Source organism: Paenibacillus sp. FSL H8-0079 (genome assembly GCF_037991315.1).
Lineage (GTDB): Bacteria > Bacillota > Bacilli > Paenibacillales > Paenibacillaceae > Paenibacillus.
Map to the genome: position 1 here is coordinate 2099754 of NZ_CP150300.1, position 26744 is coordinate 2126497.

The window sequence follows — 26744 nt, forward strand, 5'->3', positions numbered from 1 at the left end:
AATCACATGAGCGAAGTAGGATATGGCTGTGGGGGCAACGTAGGCGGAGTAGGCGGCGTTGGTGGATACAATATGTTCACAAACACTGGTGCGATCTTGGTACTGTTCATTCTGTTGGTTATCATCACGAAAGCATTCTGCGTGTAATCCAGCATGAACGAATCGAGATAGACAAAAGGGAAGCCGTTATGGCTTCCCTTTTTACATATGCCAACCTATAAGTTGGTTAATGAAGCTAATGTTTAGTTCTTCGTATGCTTACTGAACATAAATCTCAACGATAGCAATATCTCTTTCCTTCGCTAAATCAATAAAGGCCGTAGAGGTCTGAACGAGTGGTCGGAAATAATCCGCAGGATTATTCATGACAATGAGTCCCGTCTGACCCGTGGTGAGCAGAACCCTTTTACCGATAAAATTAGGGAGCATGTGCTTGATCAGTTCCTGCGTTGCTTCACCATTTAACTGACCGAAGCTGAGGCTGTACAATTCGCACAGAACAGAGATAAGCTCCTGTTTGGTCTGATACACCCGATTGGTCGTCATGGCGCTGTATACGTCCGCTACAGCCGTTATACGTGAATATGGATGGATCTCATCCCCTCGCAGTCCATGCGGATAACCACTTCCATCCTCGCGCTCATGATGCTGAAGGGCAACCGTTGCCAGAATTTCATCCTGGGTGGATTCTTTAATAATATCGTATCCATAGAACGTGTGTTTCTTCATTTCATCGAATTCTTCCGTGGTCAATTTACCCGGTTTATGTAACATTTCAGAAGGAATCTTGGACTTGCCTATATCATGAAGATATCCTGCTTTGGCTACCGTTAGACATTCCTCGGGGTTGTAGCCCATCCAGCCGGCGATATAAAAAGCGAGCATTCCGACTTGCAATGAATGGTTGTAGGTATAATCGCTATCCCCGTCCAGCATAAGCAACAAGGAGACAACATCTTTTTGTTTTTCCAACTGTCCCGTTAGGGTAATCAAAATCTCATCGACCTGTGTCTCATCAATAAAACCCTTCTCCATCGCTTGTTGAAATAGAGATTCAGTACCTTTGATCGTATCGTTAAACAGATTAGTTAACAGACGGGTTTGATCGGAAGGTAAGGTTTGTTCATCAGAGTGTAGGTCGGAAGTTGTATGTTCTACATCTGCGTAATCGATTCCATGTTGCAACAGCTTAGATAGGTCATCTTCACTGAGGGTGGAACCTTTCATCAGCATGTGGAGACCCGAACTGTTGTATACATCATTTTTTAACAGGTCACCAGGTTTAAGATCAGTAACATGCACTCTCACGTATAAACCACCTTTTCCTCGACTAATATCGACACATATCATTATAATAACAAGAAAAAAATGGGTTGACAACGACTTATTTACTATTAAGTAACTCTGTCGAAGAAGGTGTAAGGACTCATTGTTTAGTTAGCCATGGGGTTCCAGGGTCCTAGTTGATGTCCCTTCCATTCAGATCCATCTTCCCATATTTCCTTTTTCCAAATGGGGACCGTCTGTTTAAGTCTTTCAATGGCGTAGCGGCTTGCATCATAACAGTCGTTGCGATGAGGCGAGGAGACGGCAATGACGACACTAATCTCTGCCACATCCACTTTGCCGATGCGGTGACTGATCGCGCACAATACACCAGGCCAGCGCTCCGAGATTTCCGTACCAATGGCTGCCATCTGAGAAAGAGCCATTGGCACATAGGCCTCGTACTCCAGATGAATGGTGCGCTGTTCACCGGTCATTTCGCGAGTCGTACCTACAAAAGTAAGAGCTGCTCCGTGATTTGCAGTAATGACTAGCGCCGTTGTAGCTTCCACAGACAAGGCCGACTCGGTAATGAGAAATAACCCATCTTCAGTCCGATGCTCAAGAGAAGTAGAACGATGCTGTTCATTGGACTTATCTGTACCATCGCCTCCGGAGACAGGAGGAATTAACGCAAGTTCGTCTTCTGACTTGAGTATCGTATTGGCAGGAGCGTACTGCTGGTTAACTGCCAAAAAGGATGTCCGTATCTGAGAAGCTGCCTCCGGATAGGCGAGACTCAGTTTTTCTTTTACATCAGCAGCAGTCGGAGCGTCTCCAATGTACTCAAACTCCAGAAGGGATGTATTTAAACGTTCTGCGATGCCTGCAAATAGTTGAATTGTCAATTTCATAGATATGACTCACCTCTTTTTGATCTCTAAACCCTTTAAATATATCATAACGACGCGGAAAATGTTATGCTTATCCATTAGAAGAATGAACGTTTATCGAAGAGCGGGGGAGGCGGTGTGATGAGCACCAGAGAGAAGCAAACATTGACGATTCTGCACACCAATGACATCCATAGTCACTTCGGCTCCATGAGCACCATCGCCGCTATGATCAATCAGGAACGTGAACAAGGTGGGAACGTGCTTGTACTGGATATTGGCGACCATATGGACCGGATGGCTGTTGAGACAGAAGGGACGCTGGGCACGGCTAACGTCGATGTGATCAATCTGACTGGCTACGATGCCATAACCATCGGAAATAACGAAGGACTGACCTTTACGCCTGATCAGCTCGCGCAGTCATACGCTGGACTTCTGTGTCCTGTAGTATGCGGCAATGTCGTGGAACAAGCCACCGGCCTTCCGCCAGTATGGATGAAACCTTCTCTTATCGTGGAGAAAGGTCCATTTCGCATTGGTTTGCTGGGGGCCACTGCACCCTTCACTACGTTCTATGAACTTCTGGGATGGGATGTTCTGGACCCGGTGGAGACGTTAAAAGCTCAGGTTGAAGTATTACGTCATGAAGTGGATGTGGTGATTATTCTCTCACATCTGGGACTCTCCACAGATCGGAGACTGGCGGAGCAGATTACTGGAATTGATGTTATTCTCGGCGGGCATACCCATCATGTTCTTGAAGAACCATTAGTCATTGGTCAGACCGTGCTGGGCGCAGCCGGCAAATTCGGTCAATGGCTTGGGAAAGTGGTTCTGGAACGAACAAGTGTGGCAAAACCTCTTCAACTGGTAAGCAGCGGATGTGTTGCTGCCGAGAGTATATTACTGGATGATCAGGTCGCGCTGGCAATCGCCACGAATCGCACGGAAGCCGAGAGAGCGCTGGATCAGACGGCCGTGATCACGGACCGGATGCTTCCCATCCAGTATGATCGGGAGTCTGCATTTGCCACATTACTTGCGCAAGCCGTACGTCATTTTACAGGAGCACAGTTGTCTCTGGTGAATGCGGGGCAGCTTCTCGGAGATCTGCCACAGGGAAATATTACAAAAGGAATGTTGCATTCCCTATGTCCATCTCCTATAAATGCTTGTACAATATGCTTGAGTGGAAGTCATATTCGTGAAGCACTTGAGCAGTCATTGTTGGATGAGTTTTCTGGTAAACCTATTGTCGGATTTGGTTTTCGCGGTCAACTTCTCGGCACGCTGTGTATGGATGGAATGGAAGTTCAGTACAATCCGCATGCGCCAGCCTATGAGAAAATTGAGACCATTTACATCAATGGGGAGCCTATGGACGATCAATGTGAGTATGTCGTTGGAACACTGGACATGTTTACGTTCAATGTGGGGTATCCTTCTCTGGCTCATGGAACCGGTACGCTCTATCATCTTCCGGAATTCATACGTGATTTGCTGGAACTGGAATTAAAACGACCAGGGGCGCTGGATGACAGCCTGCGAGCCCGCTGGCATGAAACTAAATAAAGTACTTGCCTTCTGCTGTAGCGGCGGCTAGTGGTAATTACATCTACGGAGCGGGAGAGGATAGGCTGTGCGTTTAGTACATATAAACTTATTGCAGCCTGGCATGAAGCTGGGGAAACGTATATATAGTGAAGAAGGCCTGGTATTACTTAGTGAGGATGTAGAGCTGACGACCCGACTGATTGGGCGTCTCAAGGATCTTGGGGTCGGTTATGTGTATATTAAAGATGCTGCGACCGAGGATATCATTGTTCCAGATATGTTGCAGGAAGAGACCCGAAGGAAGGCACTGGTAGAGATCAAGCAGCAATTTCAGAGCATGTCCGGAATGAAAACAAAGAATCGGATTCCTCATTTCGGCAAAGCGCTTAGTGGGGTGATGAATACCATTCTGGAAGACATCGGCAGTCAGAAGGAAGCCATGATTATGCTGATGGACATGAACTCCAGTGATTTTGACCTGTATAATCATTCTCTGAATGTATGTGTGTACACGCTGGTTCTTGGTGTCGCTTCAGGTTACACACGCCAGCAATTAATGGAGATTGGTCTGGGCTCCTTGTTGCATGATATTGGCAAGACACAGATTGCACCAGAAATCCTGCATAAGCCCTCCAAGTTGAGTGACGAGGAGTTTAAAATCATTCAGCAGCACACTACATATGGACATCGTATTCTCAAAGACGAACCAGGTATACCGCTTCTATCTGCACATTGTGCATTGCAGCACCATGAGCGAATTGATGGCAGTGGGTACCCCTTTGGCCTGAAGGACAAAGAGATTCATGAATATGCCAAGTGGATTGCACTTGCTGATTCGTATGATGCCATGACAACGAATCGGGTGTACAAGCAAGCCTTGCTGCCACATCAGGCCGTAGAGGTGCTGTATACTGGCTCAGGAACGCTTTATGAACAACGAATGCTGGAGAGATTCAGGGATTGTGTAGCGATCTACCCCGTGGGTCTATCGGTCACGCTCAGTACGGGAGAGGTTGGGGTGGTCGCAGCGATTCATCCACGCGTTCCTCAACGTCCGCTGATCCGGGTGCTCAAGGATGCGGATGGCCAGACCTTATCTTCGCCTTACGAAATTAACCTGTCGACAGCACTGTCTGTGATGATCACAGGTGTAGAGGGTGTGGAGGATACACCTTCATCTGCCCAAAGTGAACGGTTAGAAAGCTGAACAAGTTTGGAAGATGATTAGCGCTCATGTCGTAATATCGGGGCCGTTTCGTAATTCGGCCCAGAGTTACCTGAGTGTTTTTTGTCATGTAATGGACAGGGTCTACGTATGCCGGAGCATTCAAAATTGTGCTATGATAAAAGATAACTCCAAAAAGAGAAACACAAGGTATGATGTAAATAAAACTTTTTAGGTTAATAAAAGGAATAAGGTGAAGAACAATGACCATGCTAAACTCAGGATCGGTACAACCGATGCCTTTATCGCCGACGAATGATCCGTGGGATCCGATCGGCTCTCTGCGTACATATGGACGCCATGTGTTGACCAGTGTAGAAATGACCGTGACACATCTATGCAACATGCGGTGTGAGCACTGTGCCGTCGGAGATATGCTTACGATGCGTGAAGCGCCAGCTCTTCCGTTACCGCTGATGCTGAAACGATTGGATGAAGTGGAGCATCTGCAGACGATTAGTCTGACAGGTGGCGAGCCAAGCTTTAGCCAGAAAACAGTGGATGAGATGATTATCCCACTGCTCAAATATGCCAAGGAACGTGGAATCCGTTCCCAGATCAATTCTAACTTAACGCTGGATATCAGCCGATATGAGCAACTTTTGCCGTATCTGGACGTTATGCATATCTCATTCAACTACCTCAATGCTGATGATTTCCATCAAGTCGGATTTGCAAATAGTGGCAGACCTGTGAAACGTGAAGTAGCGGTGAAGATGTATGAGAAAATGATTGAAAATTCCCGCAAATTAAGTGAAGCAGGTATGTTCATTTCTGCGGAGTCCATGATTAACTTCCGTACACACGACAAGCTAGATGGTATTCATCAATTAATTCGTGAGATGGGCTGTGTCCGTCATGAAGTGCATCCAATGTATAATTCGAACTTTGCTTCTTCACTGCCCGTGTTATCACTGGACCATATGAGAGCAGCGATTCATCGTTTGCTTGATGCACGCGACAAGGATATGTGGATGCTCTTCGGTACCCTGCCATTCTTCGCATGCAGTGCAGCAGAGCAAGATCGGGAACTGATCAACCGATTATACAGCGAGCCTAATGTGACGGTACGTAATGATCCGGACGGACGCAACCGCGTTAACGTCAACATGTTTACGGGCAATGTGTATGTGACGGATTTTGCAGACATCCCGGCATTTGGCAACATTCGTGATCGTAAACTGGATGATGTGTTCCATGAATGGTCAGCTGAACATCCGTTGAATCAAACGGTCAACTGCCATTGTGACATCGCATCCTGTTGCGGGCCAAACCTGCTGGTGGCAGATATGTATTACAAAGGTGTGGATTTCAAATCGAGAAAGGCAATCACACGTTGATATTCCAGGTGTATTCCTGAAATAGATAGAAAAGGGGAGTTTCAACTTGGATATTCATACCGAATTTCATCTTGGGCAGCTGGTATTTAATCTGGTCTGTGTCTTTTTGCTCGTGTTTTTGAATGGCGTATTTGTTGCAGCGGAATTTTCCCTTGTGAAAGTAAGGCAGACACGCTTAACTCAATTGCAGAGTGAAGGAAACCGTATGGCCGGTTACGCTTTGAAGGTGAATAGTAAACTGGATTCCTATCTATCGGCAACTCAGTTCGGGATTACACTGACATCGCTTGGACTTGGGTGGCTGGGAGAACCGGCCATCTCCGAATTGCTCGTTGAGCCACTCATGTATAAGCTCGGCGTAGGAGATACAGGGCTTATATCGACGGTGTCCGTCATTATCGGTTTCTGTATCATTACGTTTCTGCATATTGTGCTGGGTGAGCTTGCGCCTAAATCGTTGGCAATTCAAAAAACAGACGGAGTGGCACTGTTCCTATCTGCACCCTTGCTGTTGTTCTATAAAATCTTCTTCCCGTTCATCTGGGTTCTGAATGTATCGGCTAATGCATTGTTACGTCTGGCGGGTATCGAGCCTGCCAGTGAAGGAGAAGCACACTCGGAAGATGAACTTCGTATTCTGATGAAACAGAGTGCCAAAAGTGGTGTCATCGATAAGGATGAGATCAAACTGATGGACAACATCTTTGATTTCTCCGATATGCTGGCACGTGAAGTGATGCTGCCACGTACAGACATGGATTGTCTGTATACCCATATGTCTTTGGAAGAGAACCTGAAGATTATTAATGCAACCAAACATTCCCGGTATCCTGTGGCAGTAGAAGACAAGGATGAGATTATCGGATTTATCCACATCACTGATCTGCTGCTGGCTGACCCGGAGCAACAACAGGATCTGGCTTCACTTGTCCGTCCAATCTTAAACGTTCCTGAATCCATGGAAATCAGCCATGTACTGCGTCTGATGCAGAAGAAACATTCCCAGATGACGCTGGTGGTTGATGAATATGGGGGTACAGCGGGACTACTGACAGCCGAAGAGATTCTGGAAGAGATCGTTGGAGACCTGTATGACGAGTTTGAGGATGAGCGTCCGCATATGGAACGCAGTGGTGATTCATTTTCCGTTGATGGTCGATCTCTTATTGAAGAGGTTCATAAGTGGACCGGAGCCGTCATTGAGGATGACGAGGTGGATACCATTGGCGGATGGTTGTTTAAAGAGCTTGGTGGCAGTCCGGCCAAGGGCAAAACGCAGGAAATGAACGGATACGTCTTTGAAGTGGAAGAATCCACTCGTTTGCGAATAACCCGGGTCCGAGTGTACAAGCAGTCTGTCTCTGAAGATATGAATTCGGAAGAAAAACCGGCAGAATAGTTCTCTCGTTGCAGGAGCAAGATGAGATGGAGCAAGAGTAAGCCATGATGCAGATTACAGAAATCTGCCATGATAGAGACCCCCGGTTCGTTACCTGAACGGGTAACGAACCGAGGGTCTTTTTTTATTGAAGAGAGAAAGTGGAGAATTTCTGCGCTTCGTTCAAGCGAATTTCGGATTAACTTTGGATACAGCGTCATATGGTTATAGAGACGGGAAACGGGAAGGACCTTAGTGGTATGCAGTTGCACCAACGATGTAATAAGGAGGCGTTGTTCTGTGAAAGATCCGCAGCTTCGTGCTTACGCCCCTTTTGTGGGGCCGTTTGATCCTTGTCCACCAGTAGCGATTCGGACGTATCTGGTACCTCCGCAATTATTTATTCCATTTCAGCCGATGGGCTGGCCACAGTACAGTCCGGCAGAAGCGTTAAGATTGGGAACATTATGGCCTGCATTATACAGCCCTTATACACCAGCGAGATCGAAGGGAAGGAAGGTGGAAGTGGATGGAACCTGAAGTGCCGAAACCCTGTGACGCTAAATACTACGAGTTGCTTGAAGAACTTCAGGCGCTGGATTTCGTGTTAGTGGAACTGAATCTGTACCTGGACACCCATCCAGGAGACTTCCAAAGCATTGAGCAGTACAACAAGTTCAGCCAAGAGCGAATGCGGGTAGCCCATGAATTTCAGCAGTTGTACGGACCGTTGATGAACTTTGGGCATGCGTTCTCCAAGTATCCGTGGGAATGGTCACAGACACCTTGGCCATGGCAAGTATGATGTTATCAGCCCCCGGCTTCCTTGTAAGACTATAAGTTCGGGAAGCTCGGGGGCCGAAGAAGGGATGTATTTTGATAACGTAGAGGGAGGCATCTGGCATGTGGGTATATGAGAAAAAATTGCAGTACCCCGTAAGGGTTAGTAAATGTGATCCTCATATGGCGAAATTGCTAGCGGAGCAATATGGAGGAGCGGATGGGGAACTCGCGGCGGCACTGCGGTATTTGAACCAGCGCTATACAATTCCGGACAAAATTATCGGGTTATTGACCGACATAGGCACGGAAGAATTCGCCCACTTGGAAATGATTGCCACCATGATCTACAAGTTAACAAAAGATGCTTCGGTAGAACAGTTGCAAGAAGCCGGTCTTGGGCCTAACTATGCGCAACGTGACTCTGCCTTGTTTTATACGAATTCCTCCGGTGTACCATTTACGGCAGCTTATATCGCTTCAAAGGGTGACCCGATCGCGGATTTATACGAGGACATTGCAGCAGAAGAGAAGGCCAGGGCTACATATCAATGGTTGATCGATCTAACCGATGACGTGGATCTACAGGATAGTCTGAAGTTTCTGCGGGAACGGGAGATTGTGCATTCCTTACGTTTCCGGGAGGCTGTGGAGATTCTGAAAGACGATCGGGAGACGAAGAAGATTTTCTGAACAGGTGGAAATAGGAACCTGGCAGTCCGATGAGGGCTGCTTTTTGCTTTGAAGGAATAGAGAGCCAGAAGGAGTGTGCGTGCTGAAATGTGGATTGCATTCAAATAAAAAAGACGATCCATTTTAATTAAAATAAAAGGGATCGTCCTGTTTTTATTTTGGCGAATAAAGGCCTAGTATTCAACCACCATGGCAACATTTTGCCACCCGGCTCCAACGGTCCAGAACAACACTTTGTCACCTCGCTGAATCTGACCGAATGTAATCGCCCGATGCAATGCGATGAACGGACTGCTGGTGGAGGTATATCCGAATTCGTCTCCGATGTAGACGGCAATATCATCACCGATGCCAACGTTCGTGGAGACAGCCCGAATGTTACCAATGGATAGTTGAGAGAAGCAGGCGGCTTTGATCTCATCTGGTCCAATCTCGTTGCGTGTCAGGAGGGTACGAATGGACTCCGAAGCGGCATCCACACAGATCGAATCATCAAATGGGATGAATTTCACATGAAAGGCCCCTGCATCTACACCCGTTTGGCCCAGTTTCGCAAGGCCTTCAGCAGGAAAGAGTGAATTACCATACACACAAGTATCGGTCTGATAGATTGAATCAATGAAACCGATAGCATGTTCATCCCGCTCTACAATAACCGCCGCTGCTGCATCACCGAAGTTGGCAAAGTATACGGGATCATCCGGACTGGCGTGAGGAGCCACGTAATCCGAGCCGATGATTAATGCACGGCGAATTCGAGGATTACCCAGCATCTGCCGGCTAACCTGTTCGAAAGCTGCGGTCATGCCTGCACAGTTAGCGTTGCTGTCAATGCAGATCGTGTGAGAAGCGCCATTAATCAGGCGATGAATCATCAAGGAATTCGTAGGAAAGATGTATTCTGGCGTTTGGCTTGCATAAGCAATCAGATCAATATCTGCACCGGTGAGTCCGGTTTTTTCCAGTAGGTTACTGGCTGCCTCAAAGGCCATGCTTAGTGAGTTTTCGTCATCGTTGTCAATTTTATAACGTGTATCACGACCAAGTGCCTTTAACAATCCACGAATATCTACACCTCTTGCGTCAAAATGTTCAATATAAAAATCATTGTGCACCTTGGTTGCTGGATGATAGATATCGATATCTACAATACGAATTCCGGCCATCTTCATTCTCCTCTTGAGCGGAAGGGTGAATTCACAGCTTGTCCGCCTGGTTTATTAAGTGGTAACGGTAGATATGATTTCGAGATTGTTCAGGCCTACAGACCGACCAAGCCTGGACAATTGCATTTTTAGAATCGCGTTGTTCTCGAGGGTCAACACGACTTTTTTATATTCGTCTTTTTTGAACATTTGAAGGCATCCTTCCAGAAGAGGCACAATCTCAGGAGCAGTGACATTCAACTTTTTGCAATCAATATTCAGGTGATATTCCTTAGTGTTAATTGGAGCGATCGTGTCCTGATAGGCCGAGATGGAACGCAAACCGTCTTCTTGAGAGAAAGAACCCTCCAGTTCAATGTTTAACACCTTGTTCGGAACGTCAGTCTTAAGAATGAAATTTCCCATGCTTGATCTCTCTCCTTTAAATGAGTTAAGGCTATCCTGCTAATGGATACACAGCCCTATAGGACCTCTGCTGAAAGCTTCTAAGATGCGAGCTGGTTCGAAGGATAATTTAACCATATTATAAAGGTAGGAATGTAAAAAGATCAATAAAAAAGTCGAATCATGTATAAAAATGTAGAAAAGTGAATTACTGTATTTCATCCAAAGTGGCAAGCAATATATTGAATGCACTTATAATACGCGGAGCACCCACACAGGGCGCGAGATGTAGCAATATTCCCTTGATCTGATCCACGGTCACTCCCACGCTCAGAGCCATCGTGTAATGCACCCCCAATTGTTCATACTGTCCTTGGGTAATCAACGAAGAGATAATGGCAACTTCCTTCCATTGATCCGTAATCGTGCTGCGCTGAAAAATATCCCCATATGCCGTCCCCATGATAAATTCGGATAATTCGGGAAAATGCTCTTTGATGGGTGCGAGGGCTTTAGCGCCGTACTCACCAGAAAGTTTAGCAAAACGGTCCAGGCCCTGAGCCACATGTTCACTCATGATATGCTCCTCCTAATTCAAAGTTACGGTGCGGTGAGCTGTAGGTGGAATCTCGTCGCGATCGGTCAGTAGCTCAATGACAGTCACCTGATTCAACGTCTGTGCTGTGTTCAGCGCAGATGAGAATTCAGCAAGGGTCTCTGCCCGGAACGCAACAGCACCCAGGGATTCGGCAAACTTAGATGCGTCCATAGGAACTTCAAACAGGGTGCCATCGATTCTGCCTGTTGTTTTTTCCATTCCTTTGAGTGCCATGTCCAGTTGTTTGTTGTTGACGACAATGAATATGACATTCAGATTGTTGCATACTGCGGCATTGATCTCCGTGCCAAGCATCATGAAACATCCGTCCCCGGTGATGCATACGATAGTCTCTTCAGGTGAAGCTGCCTTCGCACCTATCGCCATACCAATGGCATTACCCATGCATGCAAAGTACGCGTCAAACACAAAGCTGCCGGGTTTCTTGACTTTATATCGCTGAACCGCATGAAATCCATGGCTGCCATCATCGACAAACAGCTTATGATCGTACGGAAGCAGTTCACTCATCCCATCCAGCACAGAAGCCAAAGACAGGCGGGGCAGATCCGGTAAAGGGACAGTATAATCTATGGGGGCCGTGGTTTTCTTTGGAGAAGAATGGTCTACGAGTGTGCCCAGCAAATAGTGCATGTTGTCCTTCAAATCACCCGTGATATGTAAGGTTTGAGCGCTCAGAATCTTACCGACAAACGTAGGATCAGCATCAAATTGAATGAGGTGTGCCGGGTGGTTCTCAGGCTTCAGATTGCAGATGGTCATATCACTTAGACGTGAACCAAGTACGATATAAAGGTCACTTTGGTTCAGCATGTTGTCTGCATGTGGGAAACCTCCAACACCACAAGGTCCATGGTACAGAGGGTGGTCCCACGCAATCGCTCCTTTTCCACCAGGAGTAGTAATGACGGGAATGTTGAACGATTCAGCCAAATGAAGCAGTTCATCATGGGCGCGGGCGCGACTAACACCTTTACCAGCAATAATTAAGGGACGATTGGACTGTTGAATGAGAGGGAGAATGCGATTCAGGTTAGATACGCTAAGAAGAGGTTCCGGTTCGGGAATGACAATTCGGCATTGAGATAACAACTCAGTCTGTACGTCAAAAGGTAGACAAAGGTGAACAGGGCCTTTATTGGGGCCGAGTGCAATGGATAGGGCATGATTCAGGAGGGTGCCGAAGTGATCTCCACGTTCTACCAGTTTACTGAATAGCGTGGCAGGCCTGAACATCTCGGCCAGATCAGCCAGATAGGAAGACGAATCCTGACACTGGGGAAGCCCCAGTTCCTGTATGGATTGATGACCTGTAATAAATAGAACGGGCAGGTTGTTGGCCTTCGCATGTGCTGCAGCGGTAAGCAGATTGGTTCCGCCCGGACCGGATGTGGCAAAGGCAACGCCGAGCTTGCCCGTCTGAAGGGCATAACCGGATGCGGCAAAACCTGAGCTGGATTCATGACGGCCTGGAATGAATTCTAATCCGTAATCGACCATCTTCAGGACAGCAGGACAGATGGATTTACCAATAATACCAAAGACATGAGTAACGCCTAGATTACGCAGAGTTTCTGCCAAATAGTCCGCAACTGTTCTCATGCGGGACACCTCGCTTCATGAAATAGGTTATTAGAACCATACGCGTATTCCATTATTTGAATGCAAGTCGTTTTCTAAGGTTGTCAGAGGAAATATATGTTTGTTATTAGGAAGATATCTTTTTTTGTGGTTTTTTGTCAATCTATTTTATAAGTCTAATTTCCTGATTCTTAAGTTGGTAACGCTTAAAGTGTTGCTGGGTAAAGCAAAAATAAATGATTATATATTCCTGCAACAAATTACCCAGTTAAGAATTGTAAACAAATAATGTAAAATAATGACTGAAAATGGTGTTTTTCAGCCTGCGAGATGACATCGCAGCAAGAGCGACATCTTTTTTTCGCAATAGTCTATAGCGTTGGCAATACGTTGCTTTCTGCTATACTGGAATGGATTGGGGGGAATGGAATGACAGTGATGAAGATGGCTCTGATTGGGCTGGGTAAAATGGGATTACATATGGTTCATCATGTCGAGAATACGAAGATGGACACAAAGATTGAGCTTGTAGCGGTGTGTGATGCGAATGAGGAAGGTCTGGCGGCTTTTGCAGCTTCTCATCCGGGGGTTGGAACGTATACGGATTACAAGCAATTGATGAATGAACATCAGATTGATCTGCTGTATATTGCAGTTCCGCCGAAATTTCATTATCCGGTTGTCATGGAAGCGCTGGAGCGCAAAATTCATGTGTTCTGTGAGAAACCGCTTGCCAATAGTGTGGAAGAAGCGAAAGAGATGCTGGATGCAGCGCAACAAGCGGGTGTCGTTCACGCCATTCATTTTTCTATGCCACATGAACCTTCCGTGCTGAAACTGCAAGAGATGATTGAGCAGGGCACCGTGGGTACGGTTCGCAAAATAGATCTCATTCTACAATTCCCGCAGTGGCCTCGAACATGGCAACAGAATGCATGGATTACGAGTCGTGAACAGGGCGGATTTATTCTTGAAGTGGGAATTCACTGGATTCATATGATTCAAAAAGTGTTTGGTGCAGTCCGGGTCGTAAGTACTCAGGTTCAATATCCTGAGAATGGGGATTGTGAGCTGGAAGTGCAGGCAGCCATGGAACTGGAAGACGGCACCCGAATTCAGCTAAACGGTATTTCTCAATTTGCGGGGGAAGAACGTGTATCCATGGTAGTGTACGGCACGGAAGGCACAATTGCTCTGGAAAATTGGGATGAATTGAAGAGTGGCCTGGTGGGGCAGCCCCTTTCTCCGGTGGAAGTGCTTGAATCCGCCAGTGAACTGCCTGTACTTAAACATGTCATTGCCCGTATACAGGGCAAACCAGGTAAAATATATGATTTTAACGATGGTTATCAGGCACAATTGATACTTGAAGCGCTACGTAACACGGAACAATCGAGATAAGAAAAAGAGTGCAGAATTTTTCATATAGAGGTGCCTGATGCACCTTTTCCTGATTCAGCTCTCCTTAACACAAAGAAGCATCGCAGAGGCTCGTGTGAGCCTGTCTGCGATGCTTCTTTCCTTTGGCTAAATGCAACGGATATAGCTGTATAGATACTCGATCAGTAGGTTGAGTCGGATTACGCAAGCTTGAATCGTTTAACCAGTTGATCAAGCGCATCGGACATTTCATTTAACTGTTTGGATGTGTCAGACATTTCCTGGAGAGAAGCAAGTTGTTCCTCTGTCATTGCGGATACTTCTTCCGTGGCTGATGCCGTATCTTCCACAACAGCGGATACTTCGCTAATGGATTTCATTACGGCCTCACTGCCAGAAGTTAGCTCTTCGACAACAGCGGATACCTCCAGAACTTCACCACTGAGGTTATGAATATGCTGAGTAATGGTTGAAAAAGCATGACCTGCATCCTCGATGGTTTGCAACCCTTCATTCACATGAAGTGTGCTCTCATCAACCACCTGTACCGTACTTTGAACTCCCGCTACTACGGTTTCCAATATACTTGTGATCTCTTTGGCTGAGGTTGCGCTTTGGTCTGCAAGATTACGGATTTCCGAGGCAACAACGGCGAATCCACGTCCATTTTCCCCGGCGCGAGCAGCTTCTATTCCGGCGTTAAGTGCAAGCAGATTGGTTTGTCTCGCAATTCCTGACATGGCATCTGCAATATTAATCACTTGATCAGACATCTTCGAAATATCGTTAATGGCTCCCTGCACAGAGAGGAAGGATTGCTCAATGGAACTCATTTTGCCTACCGCATTATCAATACGCTGTTGCCCATCCACAGCAATGGATTCGGTACGTACTGCACGCTCAGCCACGTCAGCTGCCGAAGAGGCGACACGATTAAGCCCAGTGAGGGATTGCTGCATCGCAGCTACCATCGTTTGAGTCAAAGCAACCTGTTCGTCAGCGCCTTCAGCGACGCGTTCCATGGCAGTGGCAACCTCTTTTCCGGCAATGTGACTATCGGAGACCCCTTTATCCAATCGATCCGACGCTGAGCTCAGAATCATGGCATTGCTCTGAACGTCCAGCATCATTTGCTGCAAACCAGCGAGCATCACATTGGCTGACTCCGCGAGTTCACGAGTTTCGTCTTTCATCGGCGTAGCGATTCGCAGCGTCAGGTCACCATTGGAAGAACCAATGTCATTCAGGGCCTGCTTCACGGTACGGATGTTTCTAACAATGGCGCGGGACAAAATTAACGCAGTGATGAACGAGATGATGGCGACAACGATAAGTGCCCCGTACAGTTCCAAGTTCAGTATTGTGTTTTTCTGCTTGAGCGCTTCTGTACGGGTATCAGTCAACGTAAGCTCGTTGGTACGAAACGTAGCAAGGGCGGCGCGAATCTGGTCCATGTCTCGTTTACCCGGGTCATCGGCAAAGAAATCTAGAATGGCCTGCGTATTATTGGCTTGGCGAAGGGCGATCACAGGTTCCCCAGCGACCTGGATCCAGCTCTCCATATTACTATGTATGTCTTTCAAGAGTGCGGTTTGGGCCGGGTTGTCCGAAATTAATACGGCAAGTTCATCTTTGAAAGTACCCAGTGTTTCTTTTCCTTTGGTGTAGGGATCGAGGTAATTGTCCTCACCAGTAATGACGTAACCGCGTTGTCCCGTCTCCATATCTACCATGGTTTTTTCGAGTTCATAAGTCAGGGCGTGTACTCTCATATCATGATCGACCAGAAAATCCAGTTCCTCTTGAAGCTTGTTTGTACTGCTCTGAATCAGAAGAATGCAACCAGCCAGCACAACCAGTACAAGTAGATATCCCAATCCAATCTTATAAAAAATTTTGAAGGTCCTGCGCTTATTCATGTTTAATATTCCTCTCTATGGGGTATATGTAAATGTCGAAAAAACTGGAAAAATAATTTTTTTTGGGTCTTTAGATTGGATGTCTAAAGTACTATTTTTTAGTATTATACGTAAAGAAAGTTTGTTTGTACATAGTTTGTTTAATTATCATATAACGTTAGTTATTTTTGTATAAGGTTAGGGCTTCCGATGTTTTACAATCGTTGGTTTACACGTTCAAATGTTATGTTTATCATGGAAAGGGAACAATTCAGATTACATATACATATCCCAATCCGAAAGGAACATTGGACATGACCAAAGAGACGGTATTGCGCAAACCGGAAGCGATGATTTTTGATATGGATGGTACGCTGTTCCAGACAGAGACCCTGTTGTTGCCAGCTTACCAGCAGTTATTTGATACATTACGTGCCGAAGGGCATTTTGAAGGAGAAACCCCACCAGAGGAACGGATGCTGGGAAGCTTGGGCATGTTGCTCGAAGATATATGGAAAGTCGTTATGCCTGAGGCGTCTGAAGCGGCACATCGCCGTGCAGACGAACTGCTGCTTCAACTGGAGATTGAGGGGCTCGATCAAGGGAGTTCTCAATTGTATCCTGGCGTGAAAGAAACGCTGCAAGCATTGAAAGAACAAGGAGTGCGTCTTTTTGTCGCAAGTAACGGGCTGGAGGACTATGTGAAGGGTGTGGCTTTTGCGCACGAGATTATGCCTTTCTTTGAAGGGGTATATAGTGCAGGCCAGTACAAGACTCCCTCCAAGATCAATTTAGTGCAGATCCTGCTGGAGAAACATCGGATTCAGGACGCCTGGATGGTCGGGGATCGCTCCTCTGATGTGGAAGCGGGTAAAATGAACCATCAGACGGTCATCGGCTGTGCCTATGCCGGATTCGGTCGTGATGAGGAGCTTGCAGGCTCGGATGCGCTGATCTCTGATTTTACGGAACTGCTGCGTCTATATGATGAAGCGGAAGCAGAATAAGCCAGTCATCGATTAAGTGTGTCGATAATCATACGAGAGCGCCCAACCCGATATGTATCAGCGGGTTGGGCGCTCTTTTATTCGTGATCAACAGATCATCTCTTTTTGCGTGCTTTCTTCAATGCAGATGTTCTGTTGCTTGCAAGCCGGGTGGTTTTGATTTGTTTAACCGGGCGACTGGCCCGGTTGCGGTATACCCATAGGGCATAGTCCAGCGGCTGGGTGATGGCTTTATAATAGATATCACGCTCACCGATACGAGCGAATACTTCACGTGCAGGCTTGGGATTAACTTCGAGTAGGTAGATACTTCCGCTCTTGTCAATCGCCAAATCCAGTGCCAGCTCGCATAAGTCCCCATACGTATCTTCCAGAAACGAAGCAACATCAATGCCAAACTTCTCTGCAGTCGTGTTAATTTCTGCTCGGAGTTCCTCGTCAGCGATCCATTGCTTCATGAGACGATGCATGGCTACAGCCTGACCGCCGCCATGCAGATTGGAGGTTACGCTTTTCTCTGCACCCATGCGTCCTGCACATCCGGTAAGTTCCCATTGTCCTTCGCCGTTCTTCTGAACCAGCATGCGATAGTCATGCACCCGTCCATTCGGAAGCTGAAGTTGAATGCCCTTCTGTACAAGATATTTGTCTTTCATGTTCCAGTGCTGAAGCAGCGCGCCAAGCCGTGATAGATGGACTTTACGTGGCGTGATAATACGACGCTTCTGATCCCGTCCCTGAACAAGCACGGTATTCGCCTCGCTACTGCTGCGTTCAACGCGCAGAATACCACGTCCGCCGGTGCCGTTAATGGGTTTCAGGTAAACCAGAGAAGACGCTTTGAGCATGCGGTTCACATCAGACATATCCTGAAATAACACCGTTTCCGGCAGGTGTTCGCGAAAGTTGGCTTTTTCCGAAAGGGTCTGATGGATGGTCCATTTATTACGCAGTGGTCTGTTCAGAAAGAGCAGGTGACCATATTTCTCCCGAAAAGCAAGCAGTTGCTGGAATCTGCGGTTACGCTGAATCCGGCAGCGATCAAAGATCAGATCCGGGAATGATCGCCATTCCCGAGACCAGCCTTTTTCCTCATGAAAAACCATCGCCTCAATCTGTTTGCCTCCTGGGTGTACATCGGCAGGCGTGAATACATAGATATCGAGTCCCCGCTTGCGCCCCTCAAGAATCATTCTGCGATAGATGCTTCGTTCTTCAAGAGCGCGATGTTCATTTAAGTACAACGTCATAATGCCCAGAACAGGTGAGGACACAAACAATCACCTTCTTTTTGCAGTATTCCTGTCTATCATCGTTTGGACTGACGGGCAAGATAAGCGCTGTAGTGAAATATACGTTCCAGTGACCGCCGCCTGATCTGTGGTTCATCGAACTTCATGGGCTTCGCATTGGCTTCAAAGAACCAGATTTCCCCCAGGTCATCAATGCCCAAATCCATGGACATTTCTCCGAGCGTGTAACCCGATCCCCGTTCTACCTGTCTTGCAATCATCAATGAAGTGGATTTCACACGTTTCATCAGGGTGGTTGTCGTTTCTTCTCCGAAAAGTTCGGTCAACAGCTTCTCGGGGTCTTCTACACTTCCTCCACGCGGCACATGAGTGGTTATGCTGCGGGAGCCAGCAAGTCTCGCACCTACACCGGTCACGCTCCATTGTCCTTTGCTGTTCTTTTGTACAAGAACACGCAAATCGAAGGGACGTTTACGAGACGAAGCAAGTTCAATGCCTTGTTGCATGATATAAGGCGTATGCCCGGTTTCTTTGCGAATTCGTGCCCATAACTTGGCAAGTGTAGCCGTCTTGTAGGTCGTGTTTTTCCGTGTGGTCTGTATTTTAAGTCGATAGGGAAGGCGCTCTTTTTCCTGGAATTTCAGCATCATGATTCCTTTGCCAGCTTTGCCGCTCTCGGGCTTGAGGTACAGATAGGGGTGTGTCCGCAGAACGGCACCCAGAGAAGAAGCACTGCGCATCCGCCGGGTATGGGGAATCAATTGCTGAGTCGATTTGGATTTTTTGAGCCATTCGAACAGATTCCATTTATTGAAGAAGAATGGGTTATACAGTTCGATTCCCGATTGCATGCATTCGTCAATTTTACGCTGAACGGAAGGTTTTCCTTCGTCTTCCCGGTTGGGAATACGATTGTACAGCACATGGGGAAGGGGGAAAGGCTGTGAAACCCACTTTCCACTCCCCTTGTTGTACGTATATCCTTTGACGGTGGGACCACTCACGTTCAGATCCCGTACAGTCACGATGTACACCACATATCCCATGCTCTCACCTGTCTGCAGAATATCCTGAAAATTTTGATGATTTCCCCTGAACATGCGCTGATTATCATGCATGGTCAAAACAGCAATGACAGGTTTGAAATCATCATGAAGGCTCATCAAATGTCTTCCTTCTTCCGGAACTTGCTCAAATACAGGCAGTGTTCCAAAATGTGCTCCACCGACGATTTTCCCTCCACCCGGAGTGAAGGGTGACGGAAAATGGAGCGGCCGGGTTTGGCGTTCGCTTCGAACATCCATACATGTTCCTCCTGATCAATGCCCAGATCAAAGCCAATCTCACCAATCAAATGCTGGTGCTGGGTTTCAATCGCCTGGGCCAGTGTAATAGCGACGGATTTGGCCTTTTGAAGAACTTCTCCCGAACGGTCGCCGAAGTTGCGACTGAGGGCCTGCTCAGGGGTCATTAGGGAGCCGCCATTTTTGATGTGTGTTGTGACGCTGCCACGTCCTGCCTTTTTGGCGCCAATTCCGACAACAACCCATTGGTTGTTACCATTTTTGTGCATGTGAAAACGAAAATCAATCGGACATTCATCAATCTCGATCAGTCGTATTCCCTGTTGAACGACATATCCGCGAAGTTGTTTGCCATGTCTTCCCTGAAGCATACGCATCAGACTGTTGAAGGACCCGAAGCGCAGGAGTGCATTACCGCCTTTTTTGCGATAACGTGCGAAATATCCACGTTTGGGTGAATAGGTCAGGCGATAGATCCCGTTCCCCAGACTTCCGGCAGTAGGTTTATAGTAGACAAACTGATGGCGTTCCAGCATTTCTTTCATCTGTTCCACCGACGGATTGGTAATCGATTCAGGGATATACCGTCCTGCTGTCGGTTCATTCTCCAGCAATGTATAGATATCCGACTTGTTGAAGAAGCTCCAGTTGAAGAACGGAATTTTCCGGCGAATAAATCGCTCCCGCAGTTGGTTAATCGCTGGTGAGAAGTCTGAACGGCGGCTCGGCAACCGGTTGTAGACGACATCAGGCAGAGGTACCGTTCTGCGGGTGAAGCTTCCGTTATCATTCAGAAAAAAACCGGATACCGTCTCGTTTTGCCAATTGATATCCCTTGGAGTAAAGGCATAGATATAGGATTTTCGGCTGCCTTCACGGAGTAACTGTTTGATGAAACCTGTACGGGAACCGAATGGATTCGTGCTTGTCGAAGGCCCATCGGAGAGTACGCCGATCAGTGGACCTAACTGGACTTCATCATTTTGCAAATTACGGAGATAAATACTGCCCCGTTTGGGAACGTTCATCAGATTACGGATACCTGAGGCGAGATAGAGATGTTTACCTGCCTTTTTGATTGGTTTGATCGTCGCAGGCACCCGGTCACGCCCAAAGCGAAGGTTCACCGTTTTTTTGCCGGACAGGTTGAGGCTCTTCATTAAAGCGCTGGATACATAAACCACTTTATCCGGTTGCTTGGTGAAATGCAGATTGCAAAAGGTCAAACTCATGATTTATCCTCCTATCCTGAAAAGATCCTTGTGCTCCATGGCAAGCGGGCGCTGCGGGCCTCAGCCGCCGTGAATCGGGATGGGTTTCAGGCCAGCTTTGCTGGATGTATTCGGCATTTTCATTGGACGAATGACGTCCGTGAGAACATGTTGTTGCAACAGGTAACGGGCATAGGCAAGCGGCTGAGTATACGTCATGGCATGCATGCGTCGGTCGCCCGCTTCTGCGAATGAGGTGCGGCCTGGTTTGGAATTGACTTCGATTAGCCAGAGTTGGCCCTCTGCATCTGCTCCAAAATCAAGCCCCAATTCGGCTAGCCTGCCGAAACGACTCTCCAGCAGGGTGGGGATAAGAGCGGCAGTCTGCCGGATGCTCTTGAGCAGAGCTTCTGTGCGTACCGTTCCATATCGCTGGAGCAGATAGGCGTGGGCAGGGTAGGCTCTACCCCCTCCGTGAAGATTGGACGTGAGGGAACCCTCGGGTCCTTCTCGCACCATACATCCTGTCAACGTCCAGCGACCTTGCCCGTTCTTTTGCATTAAAGCCCGTATGTCGAACGCTCTTCCTTGATGGCTAAGCTCCAGATAGGGCTGCACGATCATCTTGCGCTCAGCCTGATGTGCTGCTAACCAGGAAGATACGGCCTGAGTGTGATTGAAGGTGAGACAAAATTTTTCATTATCCGCGTTACGGCCCTCTACGATCCATGTTGTTGGCGTCGCTCCCTGAGACAGGCGAAAGGTATTCTTGCCATGAGTCCCTGATACAGGTTTGAAGAACAGTCCCATGGGCCAACGTTCCAACCATGTTTCCCAGGGGATATGCAATCCGATCCTTGTTGTCGGTGCAAGTTTTGCCCGCAATTCAGGATTTCGGGACAACACACGGTGCACTTCCCATTTTCCTGGCAGGGAAGCAGACCAATAACGGTGCTGATCTGTGCCATTGGTCGATATCCGTTCTTTAAGCTGTTGTCTGATGTTCCTGGGTAGAGGGCGAAGACAACGGTCCATGATGAGGTCGACTCCAGGAACAGGGATCTTCTTCCACTTCCCTTGATGATAGGCATATCCCCATTGCAGGGGAGAATGGGCTGCATCAACCGATATCGGGATCACAATAACCTGAAGGGCATATCGCATACTCCCCAGACTGAGACGACGGCAGAAAAGTTCATCCGTGAAGGGAGGTGAGCCTTCGGTTGCACGTACCAGAATGGCCAGTGTTTTTGTCTGAGCTGATGGAAACATTACGCTGCACCTCTCCTCTATCAGATTTGTTTCCAATAGGAGATGACTTCTCAAAACCCGGCCAGGTACGTGGAGTATTCCAACATGGCTTTGACGGAAGGACGGATCTTGCTCTCACTCAGTGGTGTATTGTCGTTCTTGGATGGTTTTGAGTTGACTTCGAGCAGCCATACGCGTCCAGTGGAGTCCAGAGCCAGATCAATACCAAGTTCTCCAAAGTGAGCAGGAATGGCACTTTCGATCCCTTTGGCGATATCCAGTGCTGCGGTGTGCAATCCTGCATATGCGGAAGCTTTGGCCGATCCGGACAACTGTGTTTTGGCAACGGCTTCCTTCACGGTGCTGAGACTTCCACCCCGTGCCAGATTGGATACGTAGTGACTCCCGCCTGCAATCCGGGCAACGATGGAGGTTACACTCCATTTACCGGTACGGTTTTTTTGCACGAGCGCACGGAAATCCACAGGTCTGCCACTGTGATCAATGAGAGTCAGCCCTTGCTGGATCTGGTAACGCGTTGTTTTCATTTTCCCAGACATACTGGCATACAGTTTATCCAGAGATGCATACGTTTGTTTCCGGGTACCCCCGACGCCAGTCGCCAGAGTCAGGAAACTTCCGTCCGTCTGACGTGAGACCCGGATGATGCCTTTGCCCAATGAACCGCGTACGGGCTTCAGAAATACAACCGGATGTCGGTTGCACATTGTCTTGAGCATGGAGGATGTCTTGAGTAAATGGGACTCGGGAAGAACTCGTTTAAGCGTTGAAATGGACTTGAGTGCGTCAAATACTTCGTTTTTGTCCAGAAACTTTTCATTGAAGGTTTGCGTGCCGTAGAGCGATTTTACTTCTTTCATAAAATGCTGTACGCTAGGTTTGTTCTCAAGCTTGCGGGACGTTAGCCGGTTATTGACGACGTCTGCTACAGGCAGAACAGTCTTTTTCCAGCCGTCATCATACACCCAGCCCTTCATATAACCCGTTACCGCTCCAATATCCTCCGGTGTGAAAAAGGATACATAGGCGCCTTGCTTACGGCAGGCGTTCACCAGTTCTTGACAGAACATCGTGATGGAGCCAAAGGGCCGATCGGGCTGATCGGGATAATCCTGGCTAACCAGTACACTGATGTAGGGTCCAAGGCGAAGCGTACGGCTGGCTGAACGATAGGATACCCTCAGGACCGAACGCGGAACAAGACCGGTCTTGCTGGCAACCGTTTGATTGATGCGCAGTCCGTCATACCTTGGTACCGGAATGACAGTGACTTCTCGGCGGAAAGAGCCAAATTGCAGCTGAAGCGGCCTTCCTGAAGGGATTTTAAGTGCCTTGAGCACCCCTTCACCCAGCATGATGACGTCGTCCTGCAGGATGCCCGAGCCGGTAACCTGAATCGTTACTTTTTTAGTGGACATCACGGATCTCCTTCCGGGCGGCAACTTGATGTCTGATCTCGAAGTTGAACGGCATCTGAACATGGCATGTGCTTCATCATATGAGGACATATAACCCTTGGTGATTGACCCATATGGATTAAATGCATTTGATTCGGGGCGAGGTATCGAAGGCTTGTTTCAGATCGTCCTTGTTTGACAGGAGAGAAAAGCGTGTATTAACACGGATGAACAAACCAATCTGAGGAGGAATAATAGTGAACATTTATGACAAAGCCAATGATTTGGCCAAAGCACTAAGAGAAAGCAGCGAGGTGGAAGAGATTACTTCCGCGATGAAGCTGATTGAAACTGATCCGGATGCAAAAGCAATGCTGGATAACTTCCGTGATCAACAAATGGAATTGCAACAACGCATGATGAGCGGGGATATGCCAGCTCCGGATGAGATGGAGAAAATGGAAAAGCTGTTTGAAGTATTGAGCTTGAACCTGAACATCCGTCGTTTGTTTGATGCAGAGCGTCGCCTCAGTGTCATCATTGAAGACGTGAACAAAATTATCGCAGACAGTCTGGGTCATCTGTACGGTGGCGCTGAAGCGTAAATGCTTGTCTTGTTTTTTTAGCTGAACCTTTCATATTAGCTGCTTATCGTTCATAGACTAGACATATAGAGTCGATCAAGAACGAAGGAGCTGTGAATGGTGAAGAGGTTGAAAAAAGCAAAACATGTGATCTATCTGCTTATCGCGTTGTCGATGCTGGTCATTGCACTGCCGCGGATTTCCTTTGCTGGAGGAATGGACTGGGTTAATATTTTTGGCATCGTATGGGTGCTGTTCTCTTTATTAATCGTGGGTGCACATCTGCATTTTATTCTCGGTGTGGATGAAGAGAAGAAACGCGCACTGGAAGCCGTTCGGCGGGCGAAGCTGCGGCAGTGGGAAATGAAACTGCTGGACAAGCAGGAGCGGAGCAAGTCTGTATAAGGAATAGAATTACATTCAGTATGCCAGGGCAGGGCCGACAGATTCGGTTCTGTCTCTGGAAAAAAGACCGGATTCCCCTTCATATCAGGGGGTCCGGTCTTTTGTGTACATATAAGATTAGAGATCAATCGGATGATTGAATTCAAGCGGTGGATTTCCCTAGGAGAATGGGGTAGGAGATGGGGTTATTTTCCTAAGGGCGTGTTATAATAGATACAGTATAGTACAGATGCATCTTCGGGGGTGGTACAGATGGACGGACAAGAAGAGAACGTAACGAAGCATGAACAGTTACTTCAACATATTGAACAACTGAAGGTTGGCAGTAAAATATCGGTACGTGGACTTGCACGGGAGCTGGGCGTAAGTGAAGGTACAGCTTATCGTGCGGTGAAAGAGGCGGAGAACTTCGGGCTGGTCGTGACCAAGGAACGAATTGGGACCGTGCGGATCGAGAAGAGACCCCGGGGCATGTCGGAACAATTGACCTTTGCGGATGTCGTGACCATTGTGGAGGGCCATGTGTTGGGCGGAAACGACGGCCTCGCCAAACCGCTGCACAAGTATGTGATCGGTGCGATGAAAGAACAGGCGATGGCCCGTTATATTGACGCTGGGAGTTTGCTGATTGTAGGTAACCGGGAGGACGCTCATTCCCTTGCCCTCGAACAGGGAGCGGGCGTGTTGATTACAGGTGGTTTCGGGACAAGTCGTGAAGTAAGAATTATGGCTGATGAGCTTGGACTACCGATTATTTCATCCAGACATGATACGTTCACGGTGGCTTCAATGATTAACCGTGCGATCTTCGACCGGCTGATTAAGAAAAAAATTATGCTTGTTGAGGATATTATCGGTCAGAAACCTCGCTTGCAGGTGCTCAAGGTCACCAGTTCAGCCGCAGATTTTCATATGCTGGTGTCGGAGACGGGTGAACACCGCTTCCCGGTCGTGGATGAATGGAACCGGGTCATTGGCATTGTGAGTCTTAAGGATGTCAGTGAACTTACAGCAGATCAGAGTATTGAGAAATGTGTGATACGCCGCCCGATTACGGCCTCATTGCAGACTTCACTCGCTTCAGCAGCCCAGATTATGACCTGGGAAGGCATCGACTTTCTGCCAATCGTGGACCGTAACCGCAAACTGATTGCTTCCGTCACACGCAAGGAAGTGCTTCAGGCCATGCGGGATGCACAGAAGCAGCCCCAACTGGGCGAGACGTTTGATCATCTGATCTGGAATGGGTTTGCTGAGGAACGCGGAGAACAGAATGAACTGTTATTTCACGGATTCATCATCCCACAGATGGCGACGGACCTGGGCACGATCTCGGAAGGTGTTCTGTTGAATGTGATGACCCAGGCCGGCCGGCGGGCAGCCTGGGATGTTACAGGGAACGACCATGTGGTGGATAATGTGACGACGTATTTTGTTCGACCGGTACAGATTGAGGATCAGATTCTGGTTCGACCGGTTATTCTGGAAACGAGCCGTCGTACATGCAAGATGGACATTGTAGTTACTCGTGAAGGCAGTGTGGTATGCAAAGCGGTGATGACATTGCAATCCATTGACCATGCCTAATCGGGCGAATGATTCCAGGCATAGACAAAGAGAGTACGCCCTGATCGAGAAGCACTTCTGAGTTCCGCTGAAATCGCGGTTCAGGCTTCGCTTGATGTAGGGCAGTACTCTCTTTTTGCAGATACAATGATTGTACTTCACAATATCATGCAGATTGTCCGGAGGTTTTACCCGATCCATTACTGGACCGTTGTTGAAGTCTGGCATAGTAACTGCGGTTACGTATTCCGGCGAATACATTGTATGCACCCATAATTAGAAAAAGCGCTTCCACAACCACAGATAACGTGGAACCCGTGAAGACAAACATCAGGATTAGCGCAAGCACGATGAGCATGCCACCCATCCAGATATTCGTCCAGGAGCGGTAAAGACCAGCGCTGGCAGCATCCGAGGTTCTGCGTGAACGAATGCTGTTCAGAGCTGCAAAGACCATGGCAACAGCAAAGATAGCGATTAGAGCATATTTGAGTACATCGATGAACACCAAGACGCAGCTCCTTTTCTGGAAAGCATTTACTGCCCTTATTGTATCATGCAGCGATGAAGACAAGCGCAGTTTTT

Annotated in this window: 26 protein-coding genes; 13 read left to right on the forward strand and 13 right to left on the reverse strand. The window is 47.7% G+C overall.

Annotated features, from left to right (window positions below):
• Positions 1 to 6 precede the first annotated feature (6 nt).
• A complete protein-coding gene (locus MHI06_RS09535; RefSeq protein WP_017689533.1) occupies positions 7 to 147 on the forward strand; it encodes a hypothetical protein in 141 nt (46 codons plus the stop codon).
• 111 nt (positions 148 to 258) lie between these two features.
• On the opposite strand, the gene MHI06_RS09540 is transcribed toward MHI06_RS09535, so the two are convergent.
• On the reverse strand, positions 259 to 1308 hold the full coding sequence (locus MHI06_RS09540; protein WP_169478720.1) for an HD-GYP domain-containing protein: 1050 nt from the start codon (positions 1306 to 1308) through the stop codon (positions 259 to 261).
• Positions 1309 to 1433: 125 nt separating this feature from the next.
• Positions 1434 to 2180 (reverse strand): molybdenum cofactor biosynthesis protein MoaE, encoded by a 747-nt coding sequence (locus tag MHI06_RS09545; protein WP_340401309.1) that lies wholly within the window; start codon positions 2178 to 2180, stop codon positions 1434 to 1436.
• A 120-nt stretch (positions 2181 to 2300) separates the two neighbouring features.
• Here MHI06_RS09545 and MHI06_RS09550 point away from each other — a divergent pair, with 120 nt between their 5' ends.
• The 7 genes from MHI06_RS09550 (at position 2301) to MHI06_RS09580 (ending at position 9132) form a co-directional block, all read left to right on the forward strand.
• Positions 2301 to 3734: a 5'-nucleotidase C-terminal domain-containing protein gene (locus MHI06_RS09550; RefSeq protein ID WP_340401310.1), complete on the forward strand. Its 1434-nt coding sequence runs from the start codon at positions 2301 to 2303 to the stop codon at positions 3732 to 3734.
• Between the two features lie 67 nt (positions 3735 to 3801).
• The gene (locus MHI06_RS09555; RefSeq protein ID WP_169478717.1) at positions 3802 to 4923 is read left to right on the forward strand and encodes an HD-GYP domain-containing protein; all 1122 of its coding nucleotides are present in this window, start codon (positions 3802 to 3804) and stop codon (positions 4921 to 4923) included.
• A 221-nt stretch (positions 4924 to 5144) separates the two neighbouring features.
• Positions 5145 to 6281: a radical SAM/CxCxxxxC motif protein YfkAB gene (yfkAB, locus tag MHI06_RS09560; protein ID WP_155985059.1), complete on the forward strand. Its 1137-nt coding sequence runs from the start codon at positions 5145 to 5147 to the stop codon at positions 6279 to 6281.
• A 46-nt stretch (positions 6282 to 6327) separates the two neighbouring features.
• Positions 6328 to 7680 (forward strand): hemolysin family protein, encoded by a 1353-nt coding sequence (locus MHI06_RS09565; protein WP_169478716.1) that lies wholly within the window; start codon positions 6328 to 6330, stop codon positions 7678 to 7680.
• Between the two features lie 279 nt (positions 7681 to 7959).
• A complete protein-coding gene (locus MHI06_RS09570; protein ID WP_036609912.1) occupies positions 7960 to 8199 on the forward strand; it encodes a spore coat associated protein CotJA in 240 nt (79 codons plus the stop codon).
• Positions 8189 to 8464 (forward strand): spore coat protein CotJB, encoded by a 276-nt coding sequence (locus MHI06_RS09575; RefSeq protein ID WP_036609910.1) that lies wholly within the window; start codon positions 8189 to 8191, stop codon positions 8462 to 8464. Before MHI06_RS09570 ends, MHI06_RS09575 begins: the two co-directional genes overlap by 11 nt.
• Before the next feature lie 98 nt (positions 8465 to 8562).
• Positions 8563 to 9132 carry a manganese catalase family protein gene (locus tag MHI06_RS09580; RefSeq protein WP_017689524.1) on the forward strand — a complete coding sequence of 190 codons (570 nt, stop codon included), beginning with the start codon at positions 8563 to 8565 and terminating at the stop codon, positions 9130 to 9132.
• A 173-nt stretch (positions 9133 to 9305) separates the two neighbouring features.
• Here the strand turns inward: MHI06_RS09580 and MHI06_RS09585 are convergent, their stop codons facing one another.
• The 4 genes from MHI06_RS09585 to MHI06_RS09600 form a co-directional block, all read right to left on the reverse strand.
• Entirely contained in the window at positions 9306 to 10298 is a 993-nt protein-coding gene (locus MHI06_RS09585) for a 3-oxoacyl-[acyl-carrier-protein] synthase III C-terminal domain-containing protein (RefSeq protein WP_340401311.1), read from the reverse strand.
• Between the two features lie 54 nt (positions 10299 to 10352).
• Positions 10353 to 10703 (reverse strand): hypothetical protein, encoded by a 351-nt coding sequence (locus MHI06_RS09590; protein WP_169478713.1) that lies wholly within the window; start codon positions 10701 to 10703, stop codon positions 10353 to 10355.
• Positions 10704 to 10890: 187 nt separating this feature from the next.
• A complete protein-coding gene (locus MHI06_RS09595) occupies positions 10891 to 11259 on the reverse strand; it encodes a carboxymuconolactone decarboxylase family protein (protein WP_340401312.1) in 369 nt (122 codons plus the stop codon).
• A 12-nt stretch (positions 11260 to 11271) separates the two neighbouring features.
• Positions 11272 to 12903 (reverse strand): thiamine pyrophosphate-binding protein, encoded by a 1632-nt coding sequence (locus tag MHI06_RS09600; RefSeq protein WP_340401313.1) that lies wholly within the window; start codon positions 12901 to 12903, stop codon positions 11272 to 11274.
• A 408-nt stretch (positions 12904 to 13311) separates the two neighbouring features.
• Here MHI06_RS09600 and MHI06_RS09605 point away from each other — a divergent pair, with 408 nt between their 5' ends.
• Positions 13312 to 14283, forward strand: coding sequence for a Gfo/Idh/MocA family oxidoreductase (locus MHI06_RS09605; protein ID WP_340401314.1), 972 nt, complete (start codon positions 13312 to 13314; stop codon positions 14281 to 14283).
• A gap of 179 nt (positions 14284 to 14462) precedes the next feature.
• On the opposite strand, the gene MHI06_RS09610 is transcribed toward MHI06_RS09605, so the two are convergent.
• Positions 14463 to 16181 (reverse strand): methyl-accepting chemotaxis protein, encoded by a 1719-nt coding sequence (locus MHI06_RS09610; protein WP_340401315.1) that lies wholly within the window; start codon positions 16179 to 16181, stop codon positions 14463 to 14465.
• 293 nt (positions 16182 to 16474) lie between these two features.
• On the opposite strand from MHI06_RS09610, the gene MHI06_RS09615 reads away from it, so the two are divergent.
• Positions 16475 to 17167 (forward strand): HAD hydrolase-like protein, encoded by a 693-nt coding sequence (locus MHI06_RS09615; protein WP_340401316.1) that lies wholly within the window; start codon positions 16475 to 16477, stop codon positions 17165 to 17167.
• 95 nt (positions 17168 to 17262) lie between these two features.
• Here the strand turns inward: MHI06_RS09615 and MHI06_RS09620 are convergent, their stop codons facing one another.
• The 5 genes from MHI06_RS09620 to MHI06_RS09640 are packed head-to-tail and all read right to left on the reverse strand — an operon-like array spanning position 17263 to position 23625.
• Complete coding sequence (locus tag MHI06_RS09620) at positions 17263 to 18441, reverse strand: YheC/YheD family protein (protein ID WP_340401317.1); 1179 nt, start codon at positions 18439 to 18441, stop codon at positions 17263 to 17265.
• A 35-nt stretch (positions 18442 to 18476) separates the two neighbouring features.
• Positions 18477 to 19583, reverse strand: coding sequence for a YheC/YheD family protein (locus tag MHI06_RS09625; protein WP_169478707.1), 1107 nt, complete (start codon positions 19581 to 19583; stop codon positions 18477 to 18479).
• Positions 19583 to 20956 (reverse strand): YheC/YheD family protein, encoded by a 1374-nt coding sequence (locus MHI06_RS09630; RefSeq protein ID WP_340401318.1) that lies wholly within the window; start codon positions 20954 to 20956, stop codon positions 19583 to 19585. The genes MHI06_RS09625 and MHI06_RS09630 overlap by 1 nt, the downstream gene beginning before the upstream one ends.
• 60 nt (positions 20957 to 21016) lie before the next feature.
• Positions 21017 to 22207, reverse strand: coding sequence for a YheC/YheD family protein (locus MHI06_RS09635; protein WP_340401319.1), 1191 nt, complete (start codon positions 22205 to 22207; stop codon positions 21017 to 21019).
• A gap of 50 nt (positions 22208 to 22257) precedes the next feature.
• Complete coding sequence (locus tag MHI06_RS09640; RefSeq protein WP_076330330.1) at positions 22258 to 23625, reverse strand: YheC/YheD family protein; 1368 nt, start codon at positions 23623 to 23625, stop codon at positions 22258 to 22260.
• Positions 23626 to 23861: 236 nt separating this feature from the next.
• Between MHI06_RS09640 and MHI06_RS09645 the strand changes: the two genes are divergently transcribed.
• From MHI06_RS09645 to MHI06_RS09655, 3 genes are all read left to right on the forward strand, one after another.
• The gene (locus MHI06_RS09645; RefSeq protein ID WP_169478704.1) at positions 23862 to 24209 is read left to right on the forward strand and encodes a YlbF family regulator; all 348 of its coding nucleotides are present in this window, start codon (positions 23862 to 23864) and stop codon (positions 24207 to 24209) included.
• 99 nt (positions 24210 to 24308) lie between these two features.
• On the forward strand, positions 24309 to 24593 hold the full coding sequence (locus MHI06_RS09650) for a hypothetical protein (RefSeq protein WP_139331819.1): 285 nt from the start codon (positions 24309 to 24311) through the stop codon (positions 24591 to 24593).
• Between the two features lie 252 nt (positions 24594 to 24845).
• On the forward strand, positions 24846 to 26180 hold the full coding sequence (locus tag MHI06_RS09655) for a DRTGG domain-containing protein (protein WP_169478703.1): 1335 nt from the start codon (positions 24846 to 24848) through the stop codon (positions 26178 to 26180).
• A 145-nt stretch (positions 26181 to 26325) separates the two neighbouring features.
• Here the strand turns inward: MHI06_RS09655 and MHI06_RS09660 are convergent, their stop codons facing one another.
• A complete protein-coding gene (locus MHI06_RS09660) occupies positions 26326 to 26667 on the reverse strand; it encodes a YtpI family protein (RefSeq protein ID WP_340401320.1) in 342 nt (113 codons plus the stop codon).
• Between the last annotated feature and the right edge of the window lie 77 nt (positions 26668 to 26744).